General features: G+C 74.8%; 25 protein-coding genes and 1 pseudogene. 11 read left to right on the top strand and 15 right to left on the bottom strand.

Going from position 1 to position 26,377, the window contains the following annotated elements; all coding sequences use genetic code 11:
* Nucleotides 1-163: 163 nt before the first annotated feature.
* Complete coding sequence (locus tag EDJALFJO_RS03990) at nucleotides 164-934, bottom strand: ParA family protein (RefSeq protein ID WP_233149667.1); 771 nt, start codon at nucleotides 932-934, stop codon at nucleotides 164-166.
* Nucleotides 935-1,035: 101 nt separating this feature from the next.
* On the opposite strand from EDJALFJO_RS03990, the gene EDJALFJO_RS03985 reads away from it, so the two are divergent.
* The gene (locus tag EDJALFJO_RS03985) at nucleotides 1,036-1,950 is read left to right on the top strand and encodes an oxygenase MpaB family protein (protein WP_088282454.1); all 915 of its coding nucleotides are present in this window, start codon (nucleotides 1,036-1,038) and stop codon (nucleotides 1,948-1,950) included.
* A 34-nt stretch (nucleotides 1,951-1,984) separates the two neighbouring features.
* Here the strand turns inward: EDJALFJO_RS03985 and EDJALFJO_RS03980 are convergent, their stop codons facing one another.
* From EDJALFJO_RS03980 to EDJALFJO_RS03960, 5 genes are all read right to left on the bottom strand, one after another.
* Nucleotides 1,985-2,467: a hypothetical protein gene (locus EDJALFJO_RS03980; RefSeq protein ID WP_088282452.1), complete on the bottom strand. Its 483-nt coding sequence runs from the start codon at nucleotides 2,465-2,467 to the stop codon at nucleotides 1,985-1,987.
* Nucleotides 2,464-3,363 (bottom strand): PD-(D/E)XK nuclease family protein, encoded by a 900-nt coding sequence (locus EDJALFJO_RS03975; RefSeq protein WP_198949978.1) that lies wholly within the window; start codon nucleotides 3,361-3,363, stop codon nucleotides 2,464-2,466. Before EDJALFJO_RS03975 ends, EDJALFJO_RS03980 begins: the two co-directional genes overlap by 4 nt.
* 30 nt (nucleotides 3,364-3,393) lie before the next feature.
* Nucleotides 3,394-3,951 (bottom strand): MarC family protein, encoded by a 558-nt coding sequence (locus EDJALFJO_RS03970; RefSeq protein ID WP_088282460.1) that lies wholly within the window; start codon nucleotides 3,949-3,951, stop codon nucleotides 3,394-3,396.
* Nucleotides 3,952-4,013: 62 nt separating this feature from the next.
* Nucleotides 4,014-4,859, bottom strand: coding sequence for a PHP domain-containing protein (locus EDJALFJO_RS03965; protein ID WP_088282450.1), 846 nt, complete (start codon nucleotides 4,857-4,859; stop codon nucleotides 4,014-4,016).
* A 74-nt stretch (nucleotides 4,860-4,933) separates the two neighbouring features.
* Nucleotides 4,934-5,590 carry a DUF6758 family protein gene (locus EDJALFJO_RS03960; RefSeq protein WP_088282448.1) on the bottom strand — a complete coding sequence of 219 codons (657 nt, stop codon included), beginning with the start codon at nucleotides 5,588-5,590 and terminating at the stop codon, nucleotides 4,934-4,936.
* Nucleotides 5,591-5,661: 71 nt separating this feature from the next.
* Between EDJALFJO_RS03960 and EDJALFJO_RS03955 the strand changes: the two genes are divergently transcribed.
* Together EDJALFJO_RS03955 and EDJALFJO_RS03950 are read left to right on the top strand one after the other, a co-directional pair.
* Nucleotides 5,662-6,066, top strand: a complete 405-nt coding sequence (locus EDJALFJO_RS03955) for an NUDIX hydrolase (RefSeq protein ID WP_088282446.1) — start codon at nucleotides 5,662-5,664, stop codon at nucleotides 6,064-6,066.
* Nucleotides 6,067-6,162: 96 nt separating this feature from the next.
* Nucleotides 6,163-7,995: a bifunctional diguanylate cyclase/phosphodiesterase gene (locus EDJALFJO_RS03950; RefSeq protein WP_088282444.1), complete on the top strand. Its 1,833-nt coding sequence runs from the start codon at nucleotides 6,163-6,165 to the stop codon at nucleotides 7,993-7,995.
* Between the two features lie 13 nt (nucleotides 7,996-8,008).
* On the opposite strand, the gene EDJALFJO_RS03945 is transcribed toward EDJALFJO_RS03950, so the two are convergent.
* Entirely contained in the window at nucleotides 8,009-8,551 is a 543-nt protein-coding gene (locus EDJALFJO_RS03945; RefSeq protein WP_369812490.1) for a MaoC family dehydratase, read from the bottom strand.
* Between the two features lie 134 nt (nucleotides 8,552-8,685).
* On the opposite strand from EDJALFJO_RS03945, the gene EDJALFJO_RS03940 reads away from it, so the two are divergent.
* The gene (locus EDJALFJO_RS03940; RefSeq protein ID WP_088282440.1) at nucleotides 8,686-9,165 is read left to right on the top strand and encodes a GNAT family N-acetyltransferase; all 480 of its coding nucleotides are present in this window, start codon (nucleotides 8,686-8,688) and stop codon (nucleotides 9,163-9,165) included.
* A gap of 42 nt (nucleotides 9,166-9,207) precedes the next feature.
* On the opposite strand, the gene EDJALFJO_RS03935 is transcribed toward EDJALFJO_RS03940, so the two are convergent.
* The 5 genes from EDJALFJO_RS03935 to EDJALFJO_RS03915 all read right to left on the bottom strand — a co-directional run bounded on the left by EDJALFJO_RS03935 (nucleotide 9,208) and on the right by EDJALFJO_RS03915 (nucleotide 14,938).
* Nucleotides 9,208-11,070, bottom strand: coding sequence for an HNH endonuclease signature motif containing protein (locus EDJALFJO_RS03935; RefSeq protein ID WP_088282438.1), 1,863 nt, complete (start codon nucleotides 11,068-11,070; stop codon nucleotides 9,208-9,210).
* Between the two features lie 156 nt (nucleotides 11,071-11,226).
* Entirely contained in the window at nucleotides 11,227-12,204 is a 978-nt protein-coding gene (locus tag EDJALFJO_RS03930) for a DUF3618 domain-containing protein (RefSeq protein ID WP_088282436.1), read from the bottom strand.
* The gene (locus EDJALFJO_RS03925; protein ID WP_088282434.1) at nucleotides 12,180-12,677 is read right to left on the bottom strand and encodes a phage holin family protein; all 498 of its coding nucleotides are present in this window, start codon (nucleotides 12,675-12,677) and stop codon (nucleotides 12,180-12,182) included. Before EDJALFJO_RS03925 ends, EDJALFJO_RS03930 begins: the two co-directional genes overlap by 25 nt.
* Nucleotides 12,674-13,648, bottom strand: coding sequence for a YtxH domain-containing protein (locus EDJALFJO_RS03920; protein ID WP_088282432.1), 975 nt, complete (start codon nucleotides 13,646-13,648; stop codon nucleotides 12,674-12,676). Before EDJALFJO_RS03920 ends, EDJALFJO_RS03925 begins: the two co-directional genes overlap by 4 nt.
* A 225-nt stretch (nucleotides 13,649-13,873) precedes the next feature.
* Nucleotides 13,874-14,938 (bottom strand): DUF2332 domain-containing protein, encoded by a 1,065-nt coding sequence (locus EDJALFJO_RS03915; RefSeq protein WP_158220279.1) that lies wholly within the window; start codon nucleotides 14,936-14,938, stop codon nucleotides 13,874-13,876.
* A gap of 61 nt (nucleotides 14,939-14,999) precedes the next feature.
* Between EDJALFJO_RS03915 and EDJALFJO_RS03910 the strand changes: the two genes are divergently transcribed.
* The 3 genes from EDJALFJO_RS03910 (at nucleotide 15,000) to EDJALFJO_RS03900 (ending at nucleotide 19,067) form a co-directional block, all read left to right on the top strand.
* Nucleotides 15,000-16,559, top strand: a complete 1,560-nt coding sequence (locus EDJALFJO_RS03910) for an aminopeptidase P family protein (RefSeq protein ID WP_088282428.1) — start codon at nucleotides 15,000-15,002, stop codon at nucleotides 16,557-16,559.
* A 301-nt stretch (nucleotides 16,560-16,860) separates the two neighbouring features.
* Nucleotides 16,861-17,976: a magnesium/cobalt transporter CorA gene (corA, locus tag EDJALFJO_RS03905; RefSeq protein WP_088282426.1), complete on the top strand. Its 1,116-nt coding sequence runs from the start codon at nucleotides 16,861-16,863 to the stop codon at nucleotides 17,974-17,976.
* Nucleotides 17,967-19,067, top strand: coding sequence for a P1 family peptidase (locus EDJALFJO_RS03900; RefSeq protein WP_233149665.1), 1,101 nt, complete (start codon nucleotides 17,967-17,969; stop codon nucleotides 19,065-19,067). The genes corA and EDJALFJO_RS03900 overlap by 10 nt, the downstream gene beginning before the upstream one ends.
* Nucleotides 19,068-19,104: 37 nt before the next feature.
* On the opposite strand, the gene EDJALFJO_RS34820 is transcribed toward EDJALFJO_RS03900, so the two are convergent.
* On the bottom strand, nucleotides 19,105-19,953 hold the full coding sequence (locus tag EDJALFJO_RS34820; protein ID WP_198949977.1) for a general stress protein: 849 nt from the start codon (nucleotides 19,951-19,953) through the stop codon (nucleotides 19,105-19,107).
* Between the two features lie 99 nt (nucleotides 19,954-20,052).
* Nucleotides 20,053-21,252 (bottom strand): acyl-CoA dehydrogenase family protein, encoded by a 1,200-nt coding sequence (locus tag EDJALFJO_RS03890; protein WP_088282424.1) that lies wholly within the window; start codon nucleotides 21,250-21,252, stop codon nucleotides 20,053-20,055.
* Between the two features lie 189 nt (nucleotides 21,253-21,441).
* Between EDJALFJO_RS03890 and EDJALFJO_RS03885 the strand changes: the two genes are divergently transcribed.
* From EDJALFJO_RS03885 to EDJALFJO_RS03875, 3 genes are all read left to right on the top strand, one after another.
* Nucleotides 21,442-22,383 (top strand): alpha/beta hydrolase family protein, encoded by a 942-nt coding sequence (locus tag EDJALFJO_RS03885; protein WP_088282422.1) that lies wholly within the window; start codon nucleotides 21,442-21,444, stop codon nucleotides 22,381-22,383.
* Between the two features lie 499 nt (nucleotides 22,384-22,882).
* A complete protein-coding gene (locus tag EDJALFJO_RS03880; protein WP_088282420.1) occupies nucleotides 22,883-24,622 on the top strand; it encodes a nitrite/sulfite reductase in 1,740 nt (579 codons plus the stop codon).
* 328 nt (nucleotides 24,623-24,950) lie between these two features.
* The gene (locus EDJALFJO_RS03875) at nucleotides 24,951-25,688 is read left to right on the top strand and encodes a phosphoadenylyl-sulfate reductase (protein ID WP_088282418.1); all 738 of its coding nucleotides are present in this window, start codon (nucleotides 24,951-24,953) and stop codon (nucleotides 25,686-25,688) included.
* A 15-nt stretch (nucleotides 25,689-25,703) separates the two neighbouring features.
* On the opposite strand, the gene EDJALFJO_RS33985 is transcribed toward EDJALFJO_RS03875, so the two are convergent.
* On the bottom strand, nucleotides 25,704-25,868 hold the full coding sequence (locus tag EDJALFJO_RS33985) for a hypothetical protein (RefSeq protein ID WP_158220278.1): 165 nt from the start codon (nucleotides 25,866-25,868) through the stop codon (nucleotides 25,704-25,706).
* Between the two features lie 193 nt (nucleotides 25,869-26,061).
* Here EDJALFJO_RS33985 and EDJALFJO_RS03870 point away from each other — a divergent pair.
* Nucleotides 26,062-26,377, top strand: a pseudogene (locus EDJALFJO_RS03870) (hypothetical protein); the annotation flags it as partial.

Here is a 26,377-nt window from a genome sequence, read left to right as displayed (position 1 = left end):
TCCTGGTCGGCCGCACCCTCGGCGCCCGCACCGGCCAGGGGTCGGAGCAGGCCACGGCGCCCGCCGAGAGCGAGCTCCAGCACTGAGCCCGCAGCACTGAAGCGTCCCGCGCGGGCGGCCCCGGATCCCGGGTCCGCCCGCGCGGTGCGTCTGAGGAGGTGCGTCAGGCGGAGGCGGCCTTGCGCCGGCGGGTCGTGCGCCGTCCGGGCCCGATCTTCCACGCCCGCAGCAGGACCAGCGCGACCTCGCGGTAGGCCGCCGCGCCCTTGGAGCCGCGCGACGTCGACAGGATCGACGAGCCGAGCGCGGGGGCCTCCGCGAACCGGACGGAGCGCGGGATCGGCGGCTCGAGCACGGGCAGCCCGTAGCGCTGGCCGACGTCCTCGAGGACGGCCCGCGCGTGCGACGTCCTCGCGTCGAACATCGTCGGCAGCACGCCACGGACGACGAGCCGGTCGTTGAGGATGCGGCGGACGTCCTCGATGGTGTCGAGGAGCTGGCCGACGCCGCGGTGGCTGAGCATCTCGCACTGGAGCGGGATGACGACCTCGTCGGCGGCGGTGAGCGCGTTGAGGGTGAGCACCCCGAGGGACGGCGAGCAGTCGAGGACGACGACGTCGTACCCGCCCGAGACCTCGGCGAGCGCCGTCGCGAGCACGTGCTCGCGCCCGGCCCGCGGCAGGAGCACCGACTCGGCCGCGGCGAGGTCGATCGTCGCGGGCAGCAGGTCGACCCCGTCGGCGGCCGGGACGATGGCGTCGGCGGCGGTCACGGTGCCGCAGAGGACGTCGTGGACGCTCGCCGCGACCTCCTCCGGGTCGACCCCGAGCGAGTACGTCAGGCAGGCCTGGGCGTCGAGGTCGACGAGGAGCACCCGCAGGCCCTGCTCCGCGAAGGCGGCGCCGAGGGAGGCGACGGTCGTGGTCTTCGCCACGCCGCCCTTCTGGTTCGCTACCGCGAGAATCCGGGCCATAACGGCATTCTCTCGTGGGTTCGACCTGCGATCACAGCCCGCCACGGGCACAGTCTGGGGTGATGGGCGACACGACCGGTCCCGCCGACACCGACCCGACGCTGCCGCACGTGGCCGCCGGGGCGGCGGTCCGTCGACGGGTCCGGGGCGGCGACCCGGGTCTGTTCGGCCCGGACAGCGTCACGTGGCGGGTGCACTCCGACCCGCTCATGGGGGTCGCCGGGCTGCGCGCGCTGCTGCTGCAGGCCCTGCACCCGGTTGCCATCCACGCCGTCGACGAGCACTCCGGCTACCGCGAGGACCCCTGGGGCCGGCTCGCCCGCACCGCCGAGTACGTCGGCGTCACGACGTACGGGTCGTCGACCGAGGCGATGCTCGCGGGCTCGCGGGTGCGCGCCGTGCACGCCCGGGTCCGCGGCACGATGCCGGACGGCGTCGAGTACGCCGCCGACGACCCCCAGCTCCTCGCGTGGGTGCACTGCTGCCTCGTCGCGTCGTTCCTCGAGATCGTCACCCGCGGCGGCCTCGCCCTCACCGGCGCCGAGCAGGACCGCTACGTCGCCGAGCAGGTCAGCGCGGCGATGCTCGTCGGCCTGGAGCCCGACGAGGTGCCGCACGACCGGGCGGGGATCGTCGACTACTTCTCGGTGATCCGGCCGGTGCTCGACGTGACCCCGGCGGCCCGCCGGGCGGCGTCCGTCGTCGTCGCGCCGCCGATGCCGGCGTCCGTGGCGCTCATGACCCCCGCGCTGCCCGCGTGGGCCGGGATCGCGGGCCTCGCGTTCGCCGCGCTGCCGCCGTGGGCCCGCCGGCTCTACGCCCTGCCCGAGCTGCCCGGGGCGGCCGGGCTCACCGACGCAGCGACGACGGTCGCGCTGAAGACGATGCGGACGGCGCTCAAGGGCGTCCAGGCGGTCGTCCCGCCGCTGCGCGAGGGTCCGCACCAGCGGGCGGCCCGGCTGCGGCTCGGCGGCTGACGGCCCGGCGGCCGACGGAACGACGGCCGCCGCGTCAGGTGTCCTGGCCGTCCTCGCGGGCGATCTCCACGAACGCCGCGTCGAGCGCGGGCCGCAGCGGGCGGCCGGAGGCGCGGAGCACGTGGTCGACGACGAGCACGGCGTGCTGGGTGATGTCGGCGTCCTCGAGCTGCACGGGGAGCTCCTCCCGGGCGGCGACGTCGATCCCGAACGCCCCGGTGAGGACGACGGCGAGCGCGACCGGCTCGACGCCCGGCCACCAGGGCAGGGCCGCGCGGGCGCAGTCCTCGAGCAGCTCGAGGAGGTCATCGCCGTCGACGCCGTCCGGGTTGCTGCTCTCCAGGAGCGGCCGGACGACGGCCCCGAGGAGGCGCCGGACGTGCTCGCCGTCGAACCGGCCGAGCCGGGAGGTCGCCTCGTCGAAGGCCGCGGTGTCCGCCCGGCCGGCGGCCTCGACGGCGTCGGTCAGGGCGCGGGAGAGCGCGAGCAGCGGGCCGGTCAGCTCGACGCGGGTCACGGGCGCACCTCGTCGGACTGGGTCTCGGTCTCGTCGGTCTCGTCGGGCTCGGGCGCGTCGGGGACGGCGAGCCCGGACCAGGGCTGCATCGGCGGCGCGGCCTCGCGCCCCTGCGGGCAGTGCCGCCGGTAGTCGCACCACGAGCAGTGCCGCCCGGGGGCCGGCGGGAACACGTCGTCCCCGGTACGGCCCGCGGCGAACGCGTCGTCCGCGCCGGCGGCCCCGGCCCCGAGCGCCTCGGCGGTCGCGACGTGGGCGTCGAGCGAGGCCCGGGTGTGCTCGGCGACGGCCACGGTGCCGGTCGGCAGGTGGTGCAGCTCGACCCGGGTGCAGGGCCGGCGCATCGTCCGCCGGGCGCCGACGGCGTACACGGCGAGCGCGAGGCTCGATGCGGCGTCGTCCGCGGTCGGGACGTGCCGCCCGGTCTTGTAGTCGACGACGACGAGCGAGCCGTCGTCCGCGGCGTCGATCCGGTCGGCCCGCCCCGACAGGACGAGCGTCGCGGTCTGCGCGCTCACCGCCTTCTCGACGCCGACCGGCTCCCGCGCCGGGTCGACCTTCGCGAGGTACTCCTCGACCCAGCCCGCCGCCCGGCCGCGGGCCGCCCGGGACTGGTCGTCGTCCCGGAACCCGTCTCGCAGCCAGTTGCGCCGCACGAGGTCGGCGCCGCGCTGCGGCGTCCGGGCCCGGGACGGCAGCGCGAACCACTGCGCGAGCGCGACGTGGGTCGCGGCGCCGATGCTCGTGTGCGCCCAGGGCGGCCCCTTGGGCGGCTGCGGCCGGTCGAGGTAGGTGAAGCGGTAGCGCCGCGGGCAGTCCCGCCACGTGGCCAGCCGGGTGGGGGTGCAGGCGTAGAGCCGCTCCGGCATCCCGTCGAAGAGTCCCTGCCCGAGCACCGTCCCAGCCTGTCACACGGCTCGCAGGCCTCAGGCGCCGTCCGTGACGAACGCGCGCACGGCATCCGCGACGAGCTGGACGGCGATCGCGGACAGCAGGAGGCCGGCGATCCGGGTCACGAGGGTGACGCCGCTGTCGCGCAGCAGCCGGTGCAGCACCCCGGCGAAGCGCATCGTCAGGTAGAGCACGACGATCACCCCGAGGACGCCGAGCCCGACGGAGACGAGGTCGGCGGCGGAGTCCGCACGGTTGATGAGCACCATGACCGCGACGATCGCGCCCGGGCCCGCGAGCAGCGGCGTCCCGAGCGGCACGAAGGCGATGTTGACGCCCTCGGTGCGGGTCGGCTCGGCCTCCCGGCCGGTGAGCAGCTCGAGGGCGATGAGCAGCAGGAGCAGGCCGCCTGCGCACTGCAGTGCGGGCAGCGACACGTGCAGGTAGTCGAGCAGCGCCTGGCCGAAGAGCGCGAACAGGACGATGACGAGCAGCGCGACGAGCACGGCCTGCCGGGCGGCCCGCTCGCGCTTGCGGTCCGACATCGTCGCGGTGAGCGCGAGGAAGACGGGCAGCGTGCCGGGCGGGTCCATGATGACGAAGAGGGTCACGAAGGTCTCGGCGACCAGGCGCAGCGTGACGACGTCCGAGAGGCTCACCCGCGGACGACCCGGGTGCCCGTGGCGGTCGCCTCGATCGCCTCGAGGACGGCGGGCGACGTCGTGTGCTCCCCGATCCCGTTGAGCTTGCCGGTGCCGTGGTAGTCGCTCGCCCCGGTGACGAGCAGCCCGAGGTCGCGGGCGAGGCCGCGCAGCGCCACGCGCTCCTCGGGCAGGTGGTCCCGGTGGTCGACCTCGAGCCCGGCGAGGCCGGCGTCCGCGAGGCCGGCGATGACCTCGTCGTCGACGACCCGGCCGCGCCGGCCGGCCCGCGGGTGCGCCATGACCGGGACCCCGCCCGCGGCCCGGACGAGCCGGACGGCGTCCGCCGCGCCGGGTGCGTAGTGCCGCACGTAGTACGGCGAGCGGGAGTCGAGGATGCCCGCGAACGCCTCGTCCCGGGAGGCGACGACGCCGCGGGCGACGAGCGCGTCGGCGATGTGCGGGCGGCCGACGGTCGCACCGTCCGTCACCTGCCCGGCGACGTCGTCCCAGGTCAGCGGGTGGTCCTGCGCGATCCGCTCGACCATCCGCCGGGCCCGGCCGACGCGGTCGTCCCGGGTCCGGGAGGTCTCGGCGAGGAGCGCCTCGTCGGTGGGGTCGTGCAGGTAGGAGAGCAGGTGGACGCTGATCCCGCCGGCCTGGCAGGAGATCTCCATGCCGGGGACGAGGGCGATGCCGAGCCGGCGCGCGGTCGCCGCGGCCTCCTCCCAGCCGGACGTCGTGTCGTGGTCGGTGAGCGCGACGACGTCGAGCCCTGCCCTGACGGCAGCGCGCACCACCTCGGCGGGCGCGTCGGTGCCGTCCGAGGCGGCGGAGTGGGCATGGAGGTCGATCCGCACCCGGCCAGACTAGGGATCAACCCGGGCGGACGCCGACCGGCGCGGCGCCGGGCCCGCGCCGCACCCGGCGGACCTCACCCGGCCAGTCGCGGGCTGAGGGCGCCGTACGGGACGTCGAGGACCGCCTCGACAGCACGGCCGGTGCCGCGCAGGTCGACGAGCTCGAAGCCCTCCAGGAGCACCGCGGCGGCGCTCTGCGGCCACACGAGCACCCAGAGCCAGACGCCGGACGCCTCGCCGACGTAGGCGACGAGGCCGTCGGTGGCGACCGTCCACAGCGGGGCCGGGTGGCCGTCCGCGATGAGCTTGAGGTGCGGCGGCCCCTGCTCGAACGCGTATCCCGGGTCGACGTCGGTCAGGCCCGCGAGGTGCGTACCCAGCCCGACGCCGGGGGTCTCGGCGACGAGCAGCAGGTCGGCCTGCCGGTCGTCGGTGCCCCCGGACGGCAGCGGGTTCGGCCCGGAGCAGGCGAGCACGGTGGCGACCGTCCCGCTGTGCGCGTCGCCCGCCGTCCGGACGCCGGACAGCACCCAGCCGGCCGGCAGCGGCCACGGCATCCACAGCGGCACCGAGGTCTCCAGCGCCAGCGCCCGCAGCGACTCCTGGGTCGCGACGACCGGCGGGTGCAGCGGCCGGACCTCCCCGTGGACGGGGCAGACCCAGGCGTCCGACCACAGCCCGGGCGGGCGGGTCTCGGCGGAGCATCGCGGGCACGTCAGCGGACCGGACATGCTTCGACGGTCCCCCTGCCACCGACCCGGGTCAAGGGACCTCGGGACGGCGCGCAGGGCAGGATGGTGGCGTGGAACCGCGCCGGGTGCCGTGCGTCGGTGCCGTCGTCCACGACGACGCCGGCCGCATCCTCCTCGTGCGCCGGGCCAACCCACCGGCCCAGGGGCTCTGGTCGGTCCCGGGCGGCCGCGTGGAGCCCGGCGAGGACGGCGCGGCTGCCGTCGTCCGCGAGGTCGCCGAGGAGACCGGGCTCGCCGTCGAGGCCGGCCGGCTCGTCGGGTCGGTGCTGCGGGACGCCCCGGACGGCTCCGTCTACGTCATCGACGACTACGCCTGCCGGGTGACCGGCGGCACGCTCGCCGCCGGGGACGACGCCGCCGCCGCGGGCTGGTTCTCGGCCGCCGACCTGGCGGCGCTGCCGACGAGCCCGGGCCTCGTCGAGGCGCTCGCCGGGTGGGACGTGCTCCCCCGCTGACGGGCGGGAGGGGGATCCGCGGCCGTACGGATCAAGGTCCGGCCCCGGGACGCCGATCGACGACGTGTGTCAGGCAGCCCCGGGTCGAGGCCGACCGTGCTCCGGCGCGCCGTCCGCGGGCTGCGCCGGCTGACCTCGCAGGTCGAGGCGGAGCTGCGCGGCGCGCTGCGGGTGCTCAGCCCGCGGAGCACGGCGCGCGCGGCCTTCGTCGTCGTCTGGGTCGGCACGCTGCCGCCGCTCGTCCGCGACCTCTGGGGCGGGGTCGCGGCCGGCGGGGAGCTCGCCCGGGTCGCCATCGGCGCCACCGTCGTCGTCGCCGTCGTCCCGCTGCTCGTGCTGCCCGTGCGGTACCTCGCGGGGGTCTACCTCACGCTCGCGGTGAGCGCACCGCTCGTCGTCCTGGCAACCCTGACGACGACGCCGGACCCGGCCCTGCGGGCGTCGACGGTCGTCATGCTCACCATGGTGCCGGTCTTCGCGTTCATGCTCTGGGGGCGCCGGCTCGGGCTGCTCAGCACGACGGCGTCGGTCCTGGGTGTCGCGGCGTCCGCCGCCGCGGGGCTGGTCCCGGGCGGGCTGGCCCTCGCGATGTGCGTCTGCCTGCTGAACTCCGGGCTCATGCTCGGCTGGGCGGCCCACACCGCCGAGCGGCTCGAGCACGACCCGGTGACCGGCCTGCCCAACCGGCGCGCCCTGGACCGCCGGCTGGCCCGCGAGCTCGCGCGTGCGCCGTCCGACGACGCGCTGTCCCTCGCCGTCCTCGACGTCGCCGGCGTGCGGCACCTCAACGACGTCCACGGCCGCGCCGTCGTCGACGGCCTGCTCCACGAGGTGGGCGGGGTGCTCGGCCGCCGGCTGCCCGACTCGGCGGCGCTCTTCCACCTCGGTTCCGGCGAGTTCGTCGTGATCCTCACCGGGCCGCGCGCCGTCGCCGTCGAGCGGCTCGAGGCGGCACGCGCGGTGCCGGTCCGGGACGCGACCCTGTCGGCCGGGATGGCCGGCGCCGAGCCCGGCGACACCGTGGCGCGGCTGCTGAGCCGGGCCGAGGCGTCGCTGGCCCGGGCGAAGGCCGCCGGACCGGACCGGCTCGACCCCTTCCTCGTCGCCGACGCCGTCGTCGGCGAGCTCGCGACGAGCCTGGCCGACGGCCGGTTCACCGTGCTCTTCCAGCCGATCGTCGACCTGTCGACGGGGACGACGGTCGCCGCCGAGGCGCTCGTCCGCTGGGACCACCCGACCCGGGGCCGGGTCGGGCCGGACGAGTTCGTCCCGGCGGCCGAGCGGGCGGGCCTCATCCACGACCTCGGCCGGCTCGTGCTGCGGCAGACGTTCGCTGCCGTCCACGCCGCCGACGCCGCGGGGCACCGGCTGCAGCGGGTCAACGTCAACGTGTCCGCCCTCGAGCTGCAGCGCCCCGACTTCGGCGACGACGTCCTCGCCGCGCTCACGGCCACCGGGTTCGACCCGGTCCGTCTCGTGCTCGAGGTGACGGAGTCGGCGGTCCTCGGCGAGCGGGAGGAGGACGTCGTCCGGGTGCTGTCGCGGCTGCGCGCGCACGGCGTCCGGGTCGCCATCGACGACTTCGGGACCGGCTACTCCTCGCTCGGCCGCCTGGGCCGGCTGCCCGTCGACTTCCTCAAGGTCGACAAGAGCTTCGTCTGGACCGACGACCCGCAGGTCCGCGACCCGCTCCTCACGGCGATCATCCGGCTCGCGGACTCGTTCGGCCTCGTCACCGTGGCCGAGGGCATCGAGACGTGGGACCAGGCCGAGCTGCTCCTGAGGCTCGGGTGCGGCATGGGACAGGGCTACCTCTTCGGGCGCCCCGGTGACCTCGCCGACCTGGACCTGGCCGCCCTCGACCTGCCGGCGGACGGCGCGGCCCGGGCCGTGCCGCAACCGGCCGCCGAGCCCGGGGGCCCGGTCTAGGACTCCCGGCGGGTCAGTCGCGCGGCAGCGGCACCGGGCGGCCGGGCTGCTCGCCGCCACGGGCCTCGAGATAGCTGTGCTTGGGCACCATGACCTTGCGCCGGAAGATGCAGACGACGGTGCCGTCCTGCTTGTAGCCCGTCGTCTCGACGTAGACGACGCCGCGGTCGTCCTTGCTCTTGGACTCCCACTTGTCGAGCACGGTCGTCTCGCCGTAGATCGTGTCGCCGTGGAAGGTCGGGGCGACGTGCCGCAGCGACTCGATCTCGAGGTTGGCGATCGCCTTGCCGGAGACGTCCGCGACGGACATCCCGAGGAGCACGGAGTAGATGAGGTTGCCGACGACGACGTTCTTGCCGAACTGGGTCGACTCCGCCGCGTAGTGGGCGTCGAGGTGCAGCGGGTGGTGGTTCATCGTGATGAGGCAGAAGAGGTGGTCGTCCGACTCGGTGATCGTCTTGCCTGGCCAGTGCTTGTAGACGGCCCCGACCTCGAACTCCTCGTACGCGCGCCCGAACTGCATGTGCGCCGACCTCCTCGTCGCTGACCCGGGCACCTCGCCCGCCGGACCATCCTCGCGGTCGCGGGCGCGCAGGTCAGGTCGCCGCGCGTGGTCTGGCTCACGATCGGGGTGCTCCTGCTGCACCCACGGGACGGGTCCCGGGCGTGCCGCCGGAGTACGGTCCCGGCATGGCCCTGCGGTTCAGCGTCGAGGAGCTGCGCCCGGACGACCCGCTGGTCGCTGCGGTTGCGGTCCTTCGCTTCGACGAGTGGGGCGCTGAGGAAGGCTCGACGTCCGTCCTGGAGTGGGAGGGCATCACACGATCTGAGTGCCGATCCGACGAGTCCGCCGACTCTGACGACGAGGGCCTTCCTTTCACCCTCGCTGCGAAGGACGCCGACGGCGCCGTGGTGGGAGCGGTCGGTCTGGTGCGGCACGACACGGAAGGGCTCGGTGACCGCTCCCCGTGGGTCGTCGGCACCGTCGTCAGACCAGACGCGCGGTCTCTCGGGGTCGGGACAGCACTCATGGCCGAACTGCACGAGCGGACGCGGCGGTTCGACACGCTGTGGGTCTCCACGCAGAGGGCAGCCGGCTTCTACGCACGGTGCGGGTACGAGCCCGTGGCAGGGCACCCGACGATCCTGCGCCGACGACCAGCTCGCTGAGCAGGACCTGAGCGGCCGAGGTAGGGCAGCAGGTTGCCAAGGTCAGAAGGGCGGCGGGTCGTCCGCGCCCACCACCGGCGCCCCCTCTCCCGGCGTCCCGGCTCGCTGTGATGCGTGCGGCAGTGGGGCGTGCGGGAGTGCGGTGTAGGCGCGGCCGGTGCGGGTGGTCCAGGTGACGGTGCCGGGTGGGTCGTCGGGGTCGTCGCGTTGTTCCGGCATCAGGAGTCCGGCGGTCTTGAGCCGGTGGCAGCCGCGGCAGAGCGGTCTCACGTTGCAGCTGCACGTCGCTCCGCCCTGCGCGTAGGGCTCGGCATGATCGAGATCGCAGCGCCAGGACGCCTTCCCGCAGTGAGGCGCGGTGCATGTCGGGTAGGCGTGCTCGATGAGCAGTTTCAGCCGTTCGCTCGCGACGTACCCGGGTGAGTAGGTGTTCTTCCCGACGCCGAGGACGGTGCCGTGCTCGCCGTCGACGACCAGGCACCGGAAGACGCCGTTGGTGACGAGGTCGCGGACCGCGTCAGCGGGGATCGGCCCGCAGCCCTGCAGCGTGCCGGGGTCGTTCACCAGACCCATGAGGGTCTCGGCGGAGACGGTGACGTTGACCGCCACCTGAACGTCGGGCCAGGTCGTGGTGAACCACGCCGGCACAGACTCCCGGGTGTCGCGCCCAGGCACAGGCTCAGGCTCAGGCACCGGCACCGGCGGCGAGGTCGCTCCTGCGGTGGGGACGCACCCGGCCGGCACAGGCAGGACGTCGGCGGGGACGGGCAGGTAGCCGCTGGTGCAGCCGGTGACGAACAGGTCGTGCCGGAGCTGGTCCAGGGTGCGTGGGTCGCCCTGCTGCCGCAGGTGGCGGGCGGCGGCGTCGAGGCCGTTGTAGGCGGCCGTGACCGCCTCACCCGGGCCGACCGCGGTGAACAGCGCTTCGCCGTCGTCGCCGGTCTGGACGCTGACCCGCCGGCCCTTGCGGTTGCGTTCGCGGCGCTCGGCTTCCGCGTCGGGGTCGACCGCGAGGACCGCGGCGGTCAGGGCGTTCTCGAACCGGCGGGCACCGCCGTCCAGCACACCGCGCGTGACGTAGACGAGAGCTTCGACGGCCTGCGCGGCGTCAGCGGTCAGCCCACGCGTCCGGGACAGGACCAGCTTCAACCGCGGCCAGTCGAGGCGACCCTGCTGCAAGGCCTGCGCGGTGAGCGGCAGCCTCCGGTCCTGCACGAGCACGGTGGCGGCCTCGACCAGGGAGTGGGCCTTGCTGCGGGTGATCCCGGCGGCGACCGCGACCTCGACGGCGACCTCGTCGTCCACCAGAGCGTCCTGGTCGTCCTTCAGGACCCGCCCGGAGCGGGTCTTGCGGGGCAGGGACGGGGTGTTCCCGGTCGCGGCCGTGAGCACTGTGCTGGTGTGGGCGACCTGCAGCCAGAGCATCAGGTTCTCCAGCCGCCGCCCGGCCGCGGCCGCCGCGACCGCGGCGTCCTGCAGCACGTCGACGAACCCGTCCATACCCGCCTGCGCCGGCGTCCACGCCGCCGCCCCGTCGAGCACGTCCAGCGCCGCCGCCAACGAGCCCAACCCGGGCGCACCGTCGAGCACCGCCCGCCGCGCGACCGCGTCCCGCCGGCCCTCAGCCGCGACCAGCGCGTACAGGTCGGCGAGCTCGGCATCCCAGTCCGCCCGCGCCGCAACCGGATCCGCCCACCACTCGTCCACCAACCGCTCGGCCCGGGCATCCGCGACCGCCCGCTGGAACTCCTCGTCCTCGGACGGACAGTCCGCCAGATCCGCTGCCGTCAACCGGATCTGCCCACCGAGCGGGTCCACCGGAAGCTCGTCGTCGAGCAGGTCGAGACCGGACCCGGCGACCACGTCACCGGACCTCGACCTGTACCCGCGCACCCTCCCGACCATGATCCGAGTCTAGTGCAACCTGACGCACGTGTCGAACGTTTGTTCGAATCAGGATGGTTCTGCCGCCACGGATCAGCACCCACAGCGGCGTGGCCGCCCGCCCCGAAGGTCGGACGGCCACACCGTCGTGAAGCGCCGAGAACGGCCACCCGATGGTCAGAGGATCCGCTCGTCGGGTTCCGTGCGACCCGCCGCGATCGTGCCGGTGTCGTCCGCCGTCGAGCCGGTCGTCGACCCGAGGGTCGAGCCCGGAGCGGTGCTGCGCGTCGTCCGAGCGGTACCCGTGCCGGCCGTCGTGCCGATCGGCTGCACCGGACCGGACGCACCGGCCGCACCTGACCCGGACGACGCCTGCGACCGGGCGTCGTCGCGAACGGTCTGAGCAGCGGACACCCCGTCGTCCTTGACCTGCTGGGCCGCCGACGCACCCTCCTCCTTGACGGTCTGCGCCGCCTCCTGGGCATGCCCCTTGACCTGGTCGACGGCCTCCTGCGCGCTGCCCTTGAGGTTCTCCCCGATCTCCGAGGCGACCTGCTTGGCCTGCTCGGCGATCGGTCCACCGTGCGTACGGGCGGCGTCCTGCGCCTGGCGGGCGGCCCTGGTCTCGGCCTGCGACGCCGGCAGCACCGACGACACGAGCCAGCCGATCCCGAAGGCCACGAGGCCCGCGGCGAGCGGGTTGCCCTCGGCCTGGTTGCGGGCCCGGTGGGTCATCGTCGACGTCGCGTCGGACAGGCCGGCCTTCGCCGAGCCGACGCCGTCACGGGCCGACTCGACGCCGCCCCGCAGCCGGTCGGCGACACCCGGGCCGTCGTCCCCGCCGGAGGTGGAGCCGTAGCCCGTCACGTCGACCCCCTGACCGGCGGAGCCGGCGGGGTACTCGTACCGGCCGGCACCGGAGTAGCCGGCGCCGTAGTACCCGGCGCCGTACGGGTCGCTGTCCCGGTCGGACGCGTCGTCACCGTGGCCCATGACGCGGTCCTTGAGGCCGGTCAGACCCTGCCGGGTCCGCTCGACGCGCCGCTCGACGATCCGTGACGGGCTCGTCTTCTCGGCGATCATGTCGACATCGCGGGTGAGATCCCCACGGGTCCGGTCGATCTCGCGCCTCAGCCGCGCGGTCTCTTCGCCCACTGTGCGTCCTCCTTGAGGGTGTCGACGGTCTCCTGCATGGGCGGGGTGGCCCGCTGCAGGCTCTTGCGTCCGGTGCTGTAGAGCACGCCGGCGACGACGGCCCAGAGCACCGCCACGACGAGCGCGCCCCAGCCGATCGGCATGAACGAGCCGAGCGCGAACATCAGTGCGAGCGAGGCGAACACGAGGACCATGTGGACCCCGACACCCGCGCCCGCGAGCATCCCCGCGCCCTTGCCGGCCTGGCCGACCTCTTCCTTCGCCTCGGCCTTGGCCAGCGCCAGCTCGGCGCGCACGAGGCGCGACAGGTCGCCGGTGAGGTTGCCGACGAGGGAGCCGAGCGACACGTCGCCGACGTCCTCGCCGGGCCCGCCGGACCCGCCTGACGCTGTCCGGCCGTTGGTGCCGAACGGATCCGCGGCGTACCCGTCGCCCGCCCGCCCGGGTACCCCGGCGTAGGGGTCGGTGCTCATCGCTCCCGCTCCCACGGACCGTCCGCACGCGGCCGGGTGCCCGAGTCGGTGAGGTCGCGGTCGACGCGGGTGTCACCGGGGTCCAGGTCCGGCGGGACCGGGTCGCCGGCCGCGGCCCGGGCACCGGTGCCGGTGGCGCTCTGGCCGCCGTAGGCGCTCTCCCGGCTCACGAGCGGGCCGGACGTCGGCCGCAGGTTCGGGTCGCTCGTCCGCTCCACCCCGGCATCGACCTGCTCGTCGGTGTACCCCGTGCCGCCGGGCGCCGTCGCGCCGCCGGTGCCGTACCGGCCGCCCTCGGTGCCGTACTCGCCGTCGGGGGCGCCGTACTGCCCCGACCCGCCGGTGCCGTACTGCGGGTACTGCCCGTCGGCGTGCTGCCCGCCGGTGTAGCGGGCGTCGCCGTACTGCCCGCTACCGAACTCGTCCGGCTCGTACGGACGGCGCCACTGCGGCTCACCATCGGTGTCGACGGCGTGCCGGGCGGCACCACCCTGCTGCGAGCGGGCCGCCGCCGCACCACGCGTCGCGCGGCCGGCGAGCACACCGACCGCCGCGCAGGCGAGCAGGAACGTGCCCGGCCGGCGGCGCGCGAAGCGCCGCACGTCCGTGACGACATCGCCGCCGCCGTCCAGGTAGGACCGCATGTCCGCGAGCTTCGTCGCGACCTGCCGGACGGCCTCGGTGGCCGGCCCGTCGGACTCGCTGCGCCCGGCCATCTGCCGCAGCTCCGTCGCGTACTCGTCGAGCGTCTGCGAGAGCTTCTCCCGCTGCGTGCCGACCTGCTCGCGCACGTTCGTCCGTAGCTCCTCGAGCAGGTTGCGTGCCTGGTCGGCCGCGTCGTGCGCGACGTCGACCGCCTGCTCCTTGGCCGTGCCGGCGACGTTCGCCGCCTGCTCCTTGGCCGTGCCCCCGACCTCGGCCGCGCGGTCCTTCGTGGACTGCGGGCCGCTCTCCGGTGCGTGGGTCGTCATCACTCCTCCATGGGGTCGTTCGCGGACGCAGATGCGGCTGCTCGCCTGCGCGTCGGGATGCGCGGTGCCCTGCGCCGCGGCGCGGTCCGGCTGTCCGGTGACCGCGCCGAGGGGCGCCCGCGGGTGCTCTCGGTGGTTACCCGGGGTCACCGGGTCTATTCACGACGACCCGATCGGAAAGTCATGCGCACCAACGGATCTTCGGATCCGGCGAAGCTCCGTCGGTCAGGACGCGATCGTCAGCGGGACCCCGTGCGCGGGTGCGCCGCCGAGGACGGCGCCGTCGAGCATCAGCGTCGGCGACCCCATGTACGGCGCCCGCGGCGCCTCGAGGCTCAGGTGCGCCACCGGCATCCGCACGCTCGCGTCGTCGACGGCCGACCACAGCGCGGACCGGGTCGCGTCGTCCAGGTACTGCACGAAGACCGAGTGCCACACGACGGTGAGGACACCGTCGGCGGCGGCCTCGCGCAGCCGGTCCCGGAGCCATGCGACGGCGTCCGCCCGGTCGACGACGACCGGGTGCTCGGCCGCGAGCGCCAGCGCCCCGGCGAGCCGGCGGTGCCGCTCGGCGTGGTCCGGCCAGACGAACGACGTCAGCCGCAGCCGGCCCTCGGCCGAGCACGCGTCGACCGGGGCGAGGTCGCAGCCGCGCCGCTCGACGACCCGCAGACCGTCGACCGGGGGCGGCCAGCCGCCGAGCACCGAGCCCGTCAGGTCGACCGGCGAGTCCGCCGGGCCCCAGACGTGCGCCGGGTCGCCGTCCGCCGCGGTCACCCGGAACCGGTCGACGTTGAGGTTGAGCCCCGCGCTCGCCCCGACCTCGAGCAGCCGGACGTCGGTGCGGCCGTGGACGAGCGCGGCCGCCTGCAGCCCGACGGCGAGCGCCGCCGCCCGACCCGGCTCGTTCGTCTGCGGGGGCACTGCGAGCGCCTCCCGGAGCTCGTCGACGTGCGCGGCGACGACGTCCCGCGCGACGCCCCAGGCGCCGTCCGGCGCCGCCTCGCCGCCGACGCTGCGGTAGTAGGTCGCGAGCAGCGGCGCGCGCCGGGTGAGGACGATGCGGTGCAGGCCGCCGAGCATCCGCAGCTGGAGGACGTCGCCGACCGGCGGTCGCTCGTGCCCCGCGAAGACCTCCGCGGTCGGCCCGCCGACCTCGAGGTCCTGCGCCATCCCGGTCATGAGCTCGGCGTACAGCGGTGCGCCCGAGGCGGCGCAGAAGCCGGCGTGCGCGCGGAGCTGCTCGACCAGCGGCTCGGGGTCCGGCTGCGGCGCGGCGTCGGCGGTCATGCGACGAGTATGGGACGACAGCCCTCGACGTACACCGGGGCACGGGTGCGACGATGTCGGCATGAGCGCTGACGAGACCGCGGGGACGACCGCCGCCGACACCGCCGCCGCCCCCGGCGAGGACCCCCAGGGCGACTCCACCGGCGGCCACCGCCAGCGTCCGCAGTCGAAGGCGTTCCGGTCGTTCATCGCCTCCGGCTGGACGCCGCGCCCGGACGGCCTGCCGGCCGTCGCGGAGTCCGCGCCCTACGCCGCACGCCGTCGCGACGCGCTCTCCGCGCAGTTCCCCGGCGAGCGCCTCGTCGTCCCCGCCGGCGTCCTGCGCCAGCGCAGCAACGACACCGACTACCGCTTCCGGCCGCACTCGGCGTTCGCGCACCTCACGGGGCTGGGCACCGACCGCGAGCCGGACGCCGTCCTCGTCCTCGAGCCGCGCCCGGCCGGCGACCCCCGCGGCGGCCACGACGCCGTCCTCTACTTCCGGCCGCGGGCCGAGCGCGACACCGAGGAGTTCTACGCCGACGCCCGCTACGGCGAGCTCTGGGTCGGCGTCCGCCCGAGCCTGGAGGAGATCTCCGCGCTCACCGGCATCGAGGCGCGCCACCTCGACGAGCTCGACGAGGCGCTGCGCAAGGACGTCGGCGACGGCGGCCTGGTCGTCCGCGTCGTGCGCGGCGCCGACGGCAGCGTCGAGGCCGTCGTCGTCGAGGCCCGCACCGCGGCCGCCGTCGACGAGGAGACCGCGCAGACCCTCGACGCCGAGCTCACCCGCGCCGTGAGCGAGCTGCGCCTGGTCAAGGACGAGTGGGAGGTGGAGCAGATGCGCCTCGCGATCGAGGTGACGTCGCGCGGCTTCGCCGACATCGTCCGCTCCCTCGCCGAGGCCGTGGAGCACACCCGCGGCGAGCGCGTCGTCGAGACCGTCTTCGAGAGCCGGGCCCGCCGCGAGGGCAACGGCGTCGGCTACGACACCATCGCGGCGTCCGGCCCGCACGCGTGCACGCTGCACTGGATCCGCAACGACGGCGAGGTCCGCGACGGCGACCTCATCCTCGTCGACGCCGGCGCCGAGGTGGACAGCCTCTACACCGCCGACATCACCCGCACGATCCCGGTGAACGGCCGGTTCTCCGACGCGCAGCGCAGGGTCTACGAGGCGGTGCTCGAGGCCGCGGACGCCGCGTTCGAGGTGGCCCGGCCCGGCCGCCGCTTCCGCGAGCTGCACGAGGCGGCGATGCAGGTCATCGCCGCCCGGCTCGTCGAGTGGGGCCTCGTCCCCGCCTCGGTCGAGGAGACCCTGTCGACGGAGGGCCAGTTCCACCGGCGCTGGATGGTGCACGGCACGAGCCACCACCTCGGCATCGACGTCCACGACTGCTCGCAGGCCCGCGCCGAGATGTACCTCGACGCCGAGCTGCGCCCCGGCATGGTGTTCACGATCGAGCCCGGCCTCTACTTCACGAAGGACGACCTGCTCGTCCCCGAGGAGATGCGCGGCATCGGCGTCCGGATCGAGGACGACGTCCTCGTCACCGAGGACGGCTGCGTCAACCTGTCGGCCGGCCTGCCGCGCAGCGTCGAGGCCGTCGAGACGTGGATGGCCGGGCTGCTGGGGCGCTGACCCTCACGGTCGCCAGCACTGCTGCCGGACGGCGGAAAGGGCCGTTCGGGTGACCCTGCGGCTTTGTTCACCCATCTGGGCGCGCTCCCAGAGCGGGCACGCTACGCTTGCGTAGGTTGATCGGCCCCCGACCGGAGGAGGTGAGGCACGTGCCGTCCAGCGATACGAGCCCTGGCAGTACCAGCCCCTCCACGACCGCGGGTCCGGGCGCACTCCTCGGCTGAGCACGCCTAGCAACCGTCCTCGCCGGGACGCCACCCTGCTGCGTCGTGGGAATCCTTCCCCCGCACCGGAGATGGCCATGGCCCGCGCCCCCCTCGCCCGCTCGCCCCGCGTCCCGCTGACCCGCACGCTGCCGCTGCGCGCGGTCGTCAACGGACGCCGCCCCCTGCCCGCGACCGTGGTCCCGTCGGCGCTCACGCTGCTCGACGCGGCCGTCGACTGGGCGCTGTACCGCGAGGGCGTCCGGCAGCCGACGCCCGACTTCGACACCGCAGTGCTCTCCGCGAAGGACGACGGCGGCTTCGTCTGGCTGGGCCTCCACGAGCCGACGACCGCCCAGCTCGCGCAGCTCGGCGAGGTCTTCGACCTGCACCCGCTCGCCCTCGAGGACGCCTCGAACAACCGGCAGCGGCCGAAGGTCGAGCGCTACGACGACGTCATGTTCTTCTCGCTGCGCACGCTCGCCTACCGCGAGAGCGAGGACATCGGCGACGGCGGTGACGTCGTCGAGACCGGCGTCGTCATGGTCTTCGTCGGCGAGCACTTCGTCGTCACGGTCCGGCACGGCCGGCACGCCTCGATGACGGGCCTGCGCCGGCGCCTGGAGTGCGCACCGACCCAGCTCGCGCTCGGCCCGTCCGCCGTCCTGCACGCCGTCGCCGACAAGGTCGTCGACGACTACCTCGCGGTCGTCGACGCGGTGAACGCCGACATCGAGGAGATCGAGAACGCGGTCTTCGGCCCGCGCCGTACGACGGACATCGAGCGGATCTACCAGCTCAAGCGCGACGTCATCGAGATGAAGCGCGTCGTCACCCCGCTCGCGCAGCCGATCCACGAGCTCGCCGAGCGGCCGCGCCGCCTCATCAACCCCGACATCCGCGAGTACTTCCGCGACGTCGAGGACCACCTCGCCCGGGTCCGCGAGCAGGTCGGCTCGTTCGACGAGCTCCTCACCTCGATCCTCCAGGCGGGCCTCGCGCGGCTCACGGTGAGCGAGAACGAGGACATGCGCAAGATCTCGGCGTGGGTCGCGATGGCCGCGGTGCCGACGATGATCGCGGGCATCTACGGGATGAACTTCGAGCACATGCCGGAGCTGCACTCGCAGTGGGGCTACCCGATGGTGCTCACGCTGATGTTCGGGGTCTGCGGCGGGATGTTCCGCGGCTTCAAGCGCAACGGGTGGCTCTGACGTCCCGCGGCGGGCTCTGGGGCTCGGTCACCGACGTCCCCGGCGTCGGGCTCGGGCACGCGACGCGGGCCGGGGACAGCGCCCTGACCGGTGTCACCGTCGTCCTGCCCCCGCCCGGCACCGTCGGGTCGGTCGACGTCCGCGGCGGCGGCCCGGGGACCCACGAGACCGACGCGCTCGACCCGTCGACGCTCGTGCCGACGGTCGACGCCGTCGTGCTCACCGGCGGCAGCGCGTTCGGGCTCGCGTCGGCGACGGGCGCGCAGGCCTGGCTCGAGGAGCAGGGCCGCGGGTTCACCGTCCGGATGCCGGACGGCGCGACGACGCTCGTCGTCCCGATCGTGCCCGCCGCATGCGTCTTCGACCTCGGCCGCGGCGGTGACCCGGCGGCGCGGCCGGACGCGACCCTCGGCCGCGCCGCGGTGCAGGACGCGGCGGACAGCACGCAACCCGTTGCTGCACACCCGGTCCGGGGCGCCGTCGGGGCCGGCACCGGAGCGCTCGCCGGCTTCCAGGCACTCAAGGGCGGCACCGGCACCGCGGCCGTCACGGGCCCGGCCCACGGTCTGCCCGAGGGCGTCGTCGTCGGGGCGGTCGCCGTCGTCAACGCGCTCGGCAGCCCGGTCGACCCGGTCACCGGCGCCCTGCTCGGCGCGGCCTTCGTCCCCGCGGGGCTGCCCCGGCCGCAGCCGCCCGCGCTCGACGAGGCCGCCCGGCTCGCGAGCCTGCTCGCTCCCCCGCAGCCGGCCGACGCCCCCGCCCCGGGGACCGCGACAACCCTCGCCGTCGTCGTCACGAACGCCCGCCTCGACGTCGCGCAGTGCCGACGGGCGGCCACCGCCGGCCACGACGGGATCGCCCGCGCCGTCCGGCCGGCGCACACGCTCTTCGACGGGGACACCGTCTTCGCGCTCGCCACCGGCACGGTCGAGGTGGGCCTGCGGGAGGTGGCGGCCGTGCAGGCCGCGGCCGCCGACGCCGTCCTCCTCGCGTGCCTGGACGCCGTCCTCGCGGCGACGGCGGTCCGCACACCGACGGTCGACGTCCCGGGCTACCTGGACGTCTGCCCGTCGGCCGCCCCGCTCACGTAGCCGGCGGCCTGCTGTCCACGGTCTACCCGTCCGCGGCCTACTGGCCGCGGGCCTCGCGCTCGATGGCCTCGAGGCGGTCGCGCTCGGCGCGCTCCTCGATCCGCTTCTTCGCCATCATCTCGCCGTACGTCGGGCCGGACAGGTCCGGCTCCGGCACCTTCTCCGGCTCGGGGGCCGGAGCGGCGGCGGGCGGCGACCACGCGCCGGGCTGGTTCTGGCCGGGCTGCGCCGGACCGGGCTGTGCCGGACCGGCCGGCGTCCCCCAGCCGGGCTGGGTCGGCTGGCCCGTCTGCCCCGGCTGGTACGGGGGCGGCGGCCAGGTGCCCGCGGGCGGCGCGTAGCCGGGCCCGGACGTCCGCTGCGCGGCGGCGTCCGACCGGGCGCCCTGGCCGTTCGGCAGCTGCCAGAGGATCTCCCGGGCCGCCTGCGCGCGCTCGGGCGCGCAGAGCACCTCGTACTCGGTCGCGACGATCTGGCTCGTCGACGTGAAGTCGCGCCGGCCGCGGGTCAGCGCGTACGAGATGAGCCCGAAGAGCATCCCGAAGCCACCGCCGAGGATGATCGCGGCGTAGATCGGCACGCTCTGCCCGGTCGGCGCGAAGAGGCTGAGCAGCAAACCGACGAACAGGCCGAACCAGGCGCCGGACGCGAGGCCGGCACCGGCCACCCGCGGGTAGGTGAGCCGGCCGGTGACCCGCTCGACCATCTTCAGGTCGGTGCCGACGATCGTCACGAACTGGACCGGGAAGCGCTCGTCCGAGAGGAAGTCGACGGCCCGTTGGGCGTCGAGGTAGCTCTCGTAGCGGCCGATCGACTCCCCGCGGGGCAGCGTCGGGACACCGGGGGCGCGTCGCGACCCCATCGGGCCGGGAGCGAGGTTCGACATGGCTCCATCCTCTCCCACGTTTACCTGGGAACGCCGGACGAGAGCCCCGGGTGCCCCGGAGCCGTCGAGATGCTGCTCACGGGGCCGGCGTGGGCGGCCTCAGCCGCGCTTGGCGTAGTCCTCGAGGAGACGGCGGCCGATGATCATCCGCTGGATGTCCGCGGTGCCCTCACCGATGAGCAGCATCGGGGCCTCCCGGTACAGCCGCTCGATCTCGTACTCCTTGGAGTACCCGAACCCGCCGTGGATCCGGAACGAGTCCTCCACGACGTCCCGGCAGTACTCCGACGCCAGGTACTTCGCCATCCCGGCCTCGAGGTCGTTGCGCTCGCCGGCGTCCTTCTTCCGCGCCGCCATGATCATCATCTGGTGGGCGGCCTCGACCTTGGTCGCCATCTCCGCCAGCCGGAACTGCACCGCCTGGTGCTCGGCGATCTTCTTCCCGAACGTCTCCCGGGTCTGCGCGTAGTCGATGCCCAGCTCGAACGCCCGCATCGCCAGCCCGCAGGCCCGGGCCGCGACGTTGACCCGGCCCACCTCGACGCCGTCCATCATCTGGTAGAAGCCCTGCCCGGGTGTCCCGCCCAGCACCTGCGCGTCGGTCGTGGCGTATCCGTCGAAGACCAGCTCGGTCGTGTCGACGCCCTTGTACCCCATCTTCTCGATCTTGCCCGGCACGAGCAGCCCCGGCGCGGTCTCCCCGAACCCGGACTCCTTCTCCACCAGGAACGTCGTCATGTTCCGGTAGACCGACTTCTCACCGAGGTCGGTCTTCGTCAGCACCGCGACGAGGTTCGACGAGCCGCCGTTCGTCAGCCACATCTTCTGGCCGTTGATGCTCCACGTGCCGTCGTCGCTGCGGACCGACTTCGTCCGGATCGCGGCCACGTCCGACCCGCAGTGCGGTTCGGACATCGAGAACGCGCCCCGGACCTCACCGGTCGCCATCCGCGGCAGGTACCGCGCCTTCTGCTCGTCGGTGCCGTGCTGGAGCAGCATGTACGCGACGATGAAGTGCGTGTTGATGATCCCGGACACGCTCATCCAGCCGCGGGCGATCTCCTCGACGACGAGCGCGTAGGTCAGCAGCGACTCGCCCAGACCCCCGTACTCCTCGGGGATCATCAGGCCGAAGACGCCCATCTCCTTCATGCCCTCGACGATCGCCGACGGGTACTCGTCCTTGTGCTCGAGCTCCGTGGCCACCGGGATGATCTGCTCGTCCACGAACTCCCGGACCGCCGCCAGGATGTCCCGTTGGTCCTGGGTCAGACCCTCGGTGTGCTGCAGGCGTCCCATCACAGGCCCCTTCGTCGCGGCGTCGTCCGTCCGGGGTGCGGCCGGCTCACGCGATTGTGTCCACAGCCCGGACCACGGCGCGCCCCCGTTCGCTGTGACGACCGCCACCGGCCGCCCGGCGGGTCCGGGCCGGGTCGGCTCGCGCGGGCGGCGGGCGGCCGGTGATGATCGAGGGGTGAGGTGGCGCGGGTGAGGATCGGACGGCGGGACGCGCTGCGGCTCGCGGGCGCCGCCGGCCTCGGGCTCCTCGGGACGGCGGGCCCGGCCGCGGCACTGGTGCAGGCCGACGTCCTCCCGGGCCGCAACCGGCGCTGGGAGGACCTCGACGCCCTCGTGCCGGACAACTCCCCGACGACCGCCCGCGGGCCCGTCGAGTGGCTGCGCTTCCGGTCCCGGTTCCGCCCGGACGTCGACACGAACGTCCTCGTCATGACCCCGCCGGGCACCGACCTCGCGGCACCGGGCGGGCTGCCGGTCTGCTTCGTGCTGCACGGCCGGGGCGCCCGCGCGCACGACGCGTTCCTCATGCGGACCCCGGGCTTCCTCGCCGACGCGGTGGCGGCCGGGGTGCCGCCGTTCGCGGCCGTGGCCGTCGACGGCGGCTCCGGGTACTGGCACCCGCGCGCCGACGGCACCGACACCATGGCCGTGCTCCTGGACGACGTGCTGCCGCGGCTCGCGGACAAGGGCTACGCGGCCGGCCCCGACGACCCGTTCGCCGTCGTCGGCTGGTCGATGGGCGGCTACGGCGCGCTCCTCATCGGCCAGACCGTGGGCCCCCCGCGGTGCGCCGCCGTCGGGGCGATGTCCCCGGCGATCTGGCGCACGTACGCCGCGACCCGGGACCTCACCTTCGACGACGAGGCCGACTTCGCCCGCCACGACGTCGTCGCGGGGGCGCACCGGCTCGCCGGGGTCGCCGTCCGCGTCGACTGCGCCCTCGGCGAGGTGTACCTGCCCGCCGTCCGGGACCTCGTCGCCGCGATGGACCCGCCGCCCGAGGGCGGCTTCCGGCCCGGCTCGCACAACCGGCGGTTCTGGCGGCGGCAGATGCCGCACCACCTCGCCCTCGTGGGACGCGCCCTCGGCGGGCCCGGGAATGCCCCGGCACCGGCGGAGGTTGGAGGCTGAGTAGGTCTCGATGTCCTCCCGGGCATGTCCGCTCCACGGACGGGAGGTCTCAGATCGTGGACGACCTTTGACCCGCCTGCACCGCCTCCGTACCGTCACGAGAAGCCCATCCAGAGCGGCCGAGAGACCTGGCTCCCCGACGCCGCAGCAACCACCGCAGGCCCGCAGGGCCCCGCGGACGGTGCTACCGCCAGGACCGATGGAGGTCCCGCACGATGACGACGCCCCCGAGGCCCCTTCGCCTCGTCCGCAGGCATCACGTCGACCTGCTCCGCACGGCCAGCGCCGCCTGTCGTTCCTGACCCGCCGCCCGGCCCCACCGCGAGGCTCCGCTCACCCGTCCGGGTGACGCCGCGCCCGCAGGTCGCCACCGCCCCGTCACCCTGACCGGGGTCCCCCTGCTCGACGACGAGCCGGGCCGGACCCCGTCCGCGGCACGCCTGCCCGCCGCGTCGACCGGCCGCCCTCGTGGCGTGCCCGCCCCGAGAGGTACCGAGCAGTGACCGACACCGACTCCGCTCCCCCCGCCGAGCCGACCGCCGCACGTCCGGCACGCGCCGGCCGCACCGGCCGCCCCGAGGGGCAGTGGGCGCTGGGCCAGACCGAGCCGCTCAACGCCAACGAGGCGTGGAAGCAGCGCGAGGGCGGCCTCGCCGTCAAGGACCGCATCGTCTCGACGTACGCCGCCGAAGGGTTCGCGTCGATCCCCGGCGAGGACCTGCGGGGCCGGATGCGCTGGTGGGGGCTCTACACCCAGCGCCGGCCCGGGATCGACGGCGGCCGGACCGCCTCGCTCGAGCCCGAGGAGCTCGACGACGAGTACTTCATGCTCCGGGTGCGGATCGACGGCGGCCGGGTCAGCCTGACCCAGCTGCGGACCCTCGCGGACATCTCCAAGCAGTACGCCCGCGGCACCGCCGACGTCACCGACCGGCAGAACATCCAGTACCACTGGATCCGCATCGAGGACATGCCGGCGATCTGGGAGGCGCTCGAGGCCGTGGGCCTGGGGACGACCGAGGCCTGCGGCGACGTGCCGCGCACCGTCCTGGGCTCCCCTGTCGCCGGCGCCGCCGCCGACGAGATCGTGGACGGGACGCCCGCGATCGACGAGATCGTCCGCCGCTGGATCGGCGACCCCGAGCTCGCGAACCTGCCCCGCAAGTTCAAGACCGGTGTGAGCGGCAGCCCGCACCACGACGTCGCGCACGAGATCCAGGACATCGCGTTCGTCGGGATCGACCACCCCGAGTACGGCCCCGGCTTCGACCTGTGGGTCGGGGGCGGGCTCTCGACGACCCCGATCCTCGGGCAGCGGCTCGGCGCGTTCGTGCCGCTCGAGGACGTCGCCGAGGTCTGGCACGGCGTCGTCCGGATCTTCCGCGACTACGGCTACCGCCGGCTGCGCAACCGTGCCCGGCTGAAGTTCCTCATGGCCGACTGGGGCCCGGAGAAGTTCCGCGAGGTGCTCGAGACCGAGTACCTCGGCAGGAAGCTCCAGGACGGCCCGCCGCCGCCCCCGCCGCCGCTGGGCCGCACCGACCACGTCGGGGTGCACAAGCAGAAGCGCGGCCGGTTCTACGTCGGGGTCGCGCCCGTCGTCGGGCGGGTCAGCGGCGACATGCTCCACGGCCTCGCGGACGCCGCCCAGCGCGCCGGGTCGGACCGGATCCGGTTCACCCCGGAGCAGAAGGTCGTCGTCCTGGACGTCGAGGCACCGAAGGTCGCCGACCTCGTCGACGACCTCGAGGCCGTGGGCCTGTCCGCGCGGGCGTCGACGTTCCGCCGCGGGACGATGGCCTGCACCGGCCTGGAGTTCTGCAAGCTCGCCATCGTCGAGACCAAGGCGACCGGCGCGCGCCTCGTCGCCGAGCTCGAGCGCCGCCTCGCCGACGTCCCCGAGCTGTTCACGGCGGACGCACCGGCGCTGACGATCAACGTCAACGGCTGCCCGAACTCGTGCGCCCGCGCGCAGATCGCCGACATCGGGCTCAAGGGCGTCCAGCTGCCGAACCCGGCCGACCCGCAGGGGCCGACCGTCGAGGGCTTCCAGATCAGCCTCGGCGGCGGGCTCGGCGCGGGCGGCGGCATCGGCCGCAAGCTGCGCGGCCTCAAGACGACGAGCGCCGACCTGCCCGACTACGTCGAGCGCGTCGTGCGCCGCTGGCTCGACCAGCGAGCGGACGACGAGTCCTTCGCGGCGTGGGTCGCCCGGGCCGCCGCGACGGACCTTGCATGAGCGAACTCTCGAACAGCGTGAGCGAGGGGGGCGGCGCGGCCGCGACTGGACTGACGAGCGCGCAGACACGCTCTTCGTCTGCGAGCGAGGAGGGAAGGAGCGGCCATGAGCGAACTCGCGAACCATCGAACAGAGCGGTTCCGTACGTCTGCGCCTTCTGCGGCGAGGAGGACCTGCGGCCCGTCGAGGGCGGCCGCTGGCACTGCCGCTCGTGCCTGCGGGTCTTCTCCGTCGCGTTCCACGGCATCGAGCCGGCGTCGTTCTCGACGCCGGAACCCCTCACCGGACTCAGGGCCGGACCACCCGTTCCACCATCGGGGAGCACACCATGATCGGATCGTTGATCTCTCGTCCCGAGGACGTCGCCGCAGCCCTGGAGGCCGACCCGGTCGGCTTCACGAAGGAGGCGAGCGCCGTCCTCGAGGGCGCCGACCCGCTGACCGTCCTCGGCTGGGCCGGCCGCGCCTTCGACCGCAGCCTCGCCGTCACCGCGGCGATGGGCGACACCCTGCTGGCCCACCTCGCGTCCCGGGCCGTGCCCGGCGTCCACGTGCTCTTCGTCGACACGGGGTACCACTTCGGCGAGACGCTGGGCACCGCCGACGCCGTGCTCGCGACGTACCCGGTGCGGCTCAAGACCGTGCGCGCGGCCGAGACGGTCACCGACCACGAGGCCAAGCGCGGCCGGCTCTACAAGACCGACCCGGACGCCTGCTGCGCGCTGCGCAAGGTGGCTCCGCTCGACAACGCGCTGCGCGGCTACCGGGCCTGGGCCACGGGCCTGCGCCGGGACGAGTCGCCGACCCGGGCGGGGACGCCCACCGTCCAGTGGGACGTCAAGCGGCAGCTCGTGAAGATCGCGCCGATCGCCGGGTGGACCGACACCGAGGTGGACGCGTATCTCGACGAGCACCCGGACGTGATCCTCAACCCCTTGCTGCAGATGGGGTACCCGTCGATCGGCTGCTGGCCGTGCACGTCGACCGTCGCCGAGGGCGACGACCCGCGGGCGGGCCGCTGGGCCGGCCGGGCCAAGACCGAGTGCGGGCTGCACTACACGATCTGAGCCCGGCCGGAGGGGTCAGCGCGGCGTCCGCTGCCGCGGCAGCGCGTCGAGCGGGTTGAGCGTCGCGAGCGTCCACCGGTCGAGCCGGGCGATCGCCGACCGGACCGCCGGCCGCACGCGGCGGCGGGTCTGCGGGCTGGTCCGCGGGCTGGTGCGGGTGGTGCGTTCCTGCGGGGACATCGGACCTCCAGGGCTTGTCGTGGGACGACCCCGGCGCACGTCGTGCCGCGGCGGGAGGCCGCGTCCGGGCGTCGATGACCGGCGCACGCCCTCGTGGCACCACCGGGTACATCGCCCTGCGCGCCCGGTCCATGCCCGTATGCCCGTGTTGGCCCGCTCACGTCGCGGGCCCCCGGCCGGTACCGTGGTCGCGATGGCGGATGACGGCTGGTGGAGCGACGTGACCCACCGCGACGACGAGGTGACCCTCGAGGCGCGCCCTCGCACGCCCCGGGTCGACCTCACCGCGCACGACCCGCAGCAGGCGACGGGCGCGCCGGACGGCGTCCGGTCCGATGCCACAGACGGCGCCCCGGACGGCGCGGCCACCGAGCGCCTCGAGGTGTACCCGGGCACCGCGCAGACCCCGACCGTCGAGCAGACCGACCTGTTCGCACCCGCGGCCCCCCGGCCCGCCGTCTACGAGCCGCTCGCCCCCGAGCAGGCGGCCGCGCCGGGAGCAGCCAGAA

The organism is Kineosporia sp. A_224, from assembly GCF_002198655.1.
Taxonomy (GTDB): domain Bacteria; phylum Actinomycetota; class Actinomycetes; order Actinomycetales; family Kineosporiaceae; genus R-H-3.
Note: the sequence above shows the minus strand (reverse complement) of the source record. Positions and strands in the feature narration are given on the sequence as shown.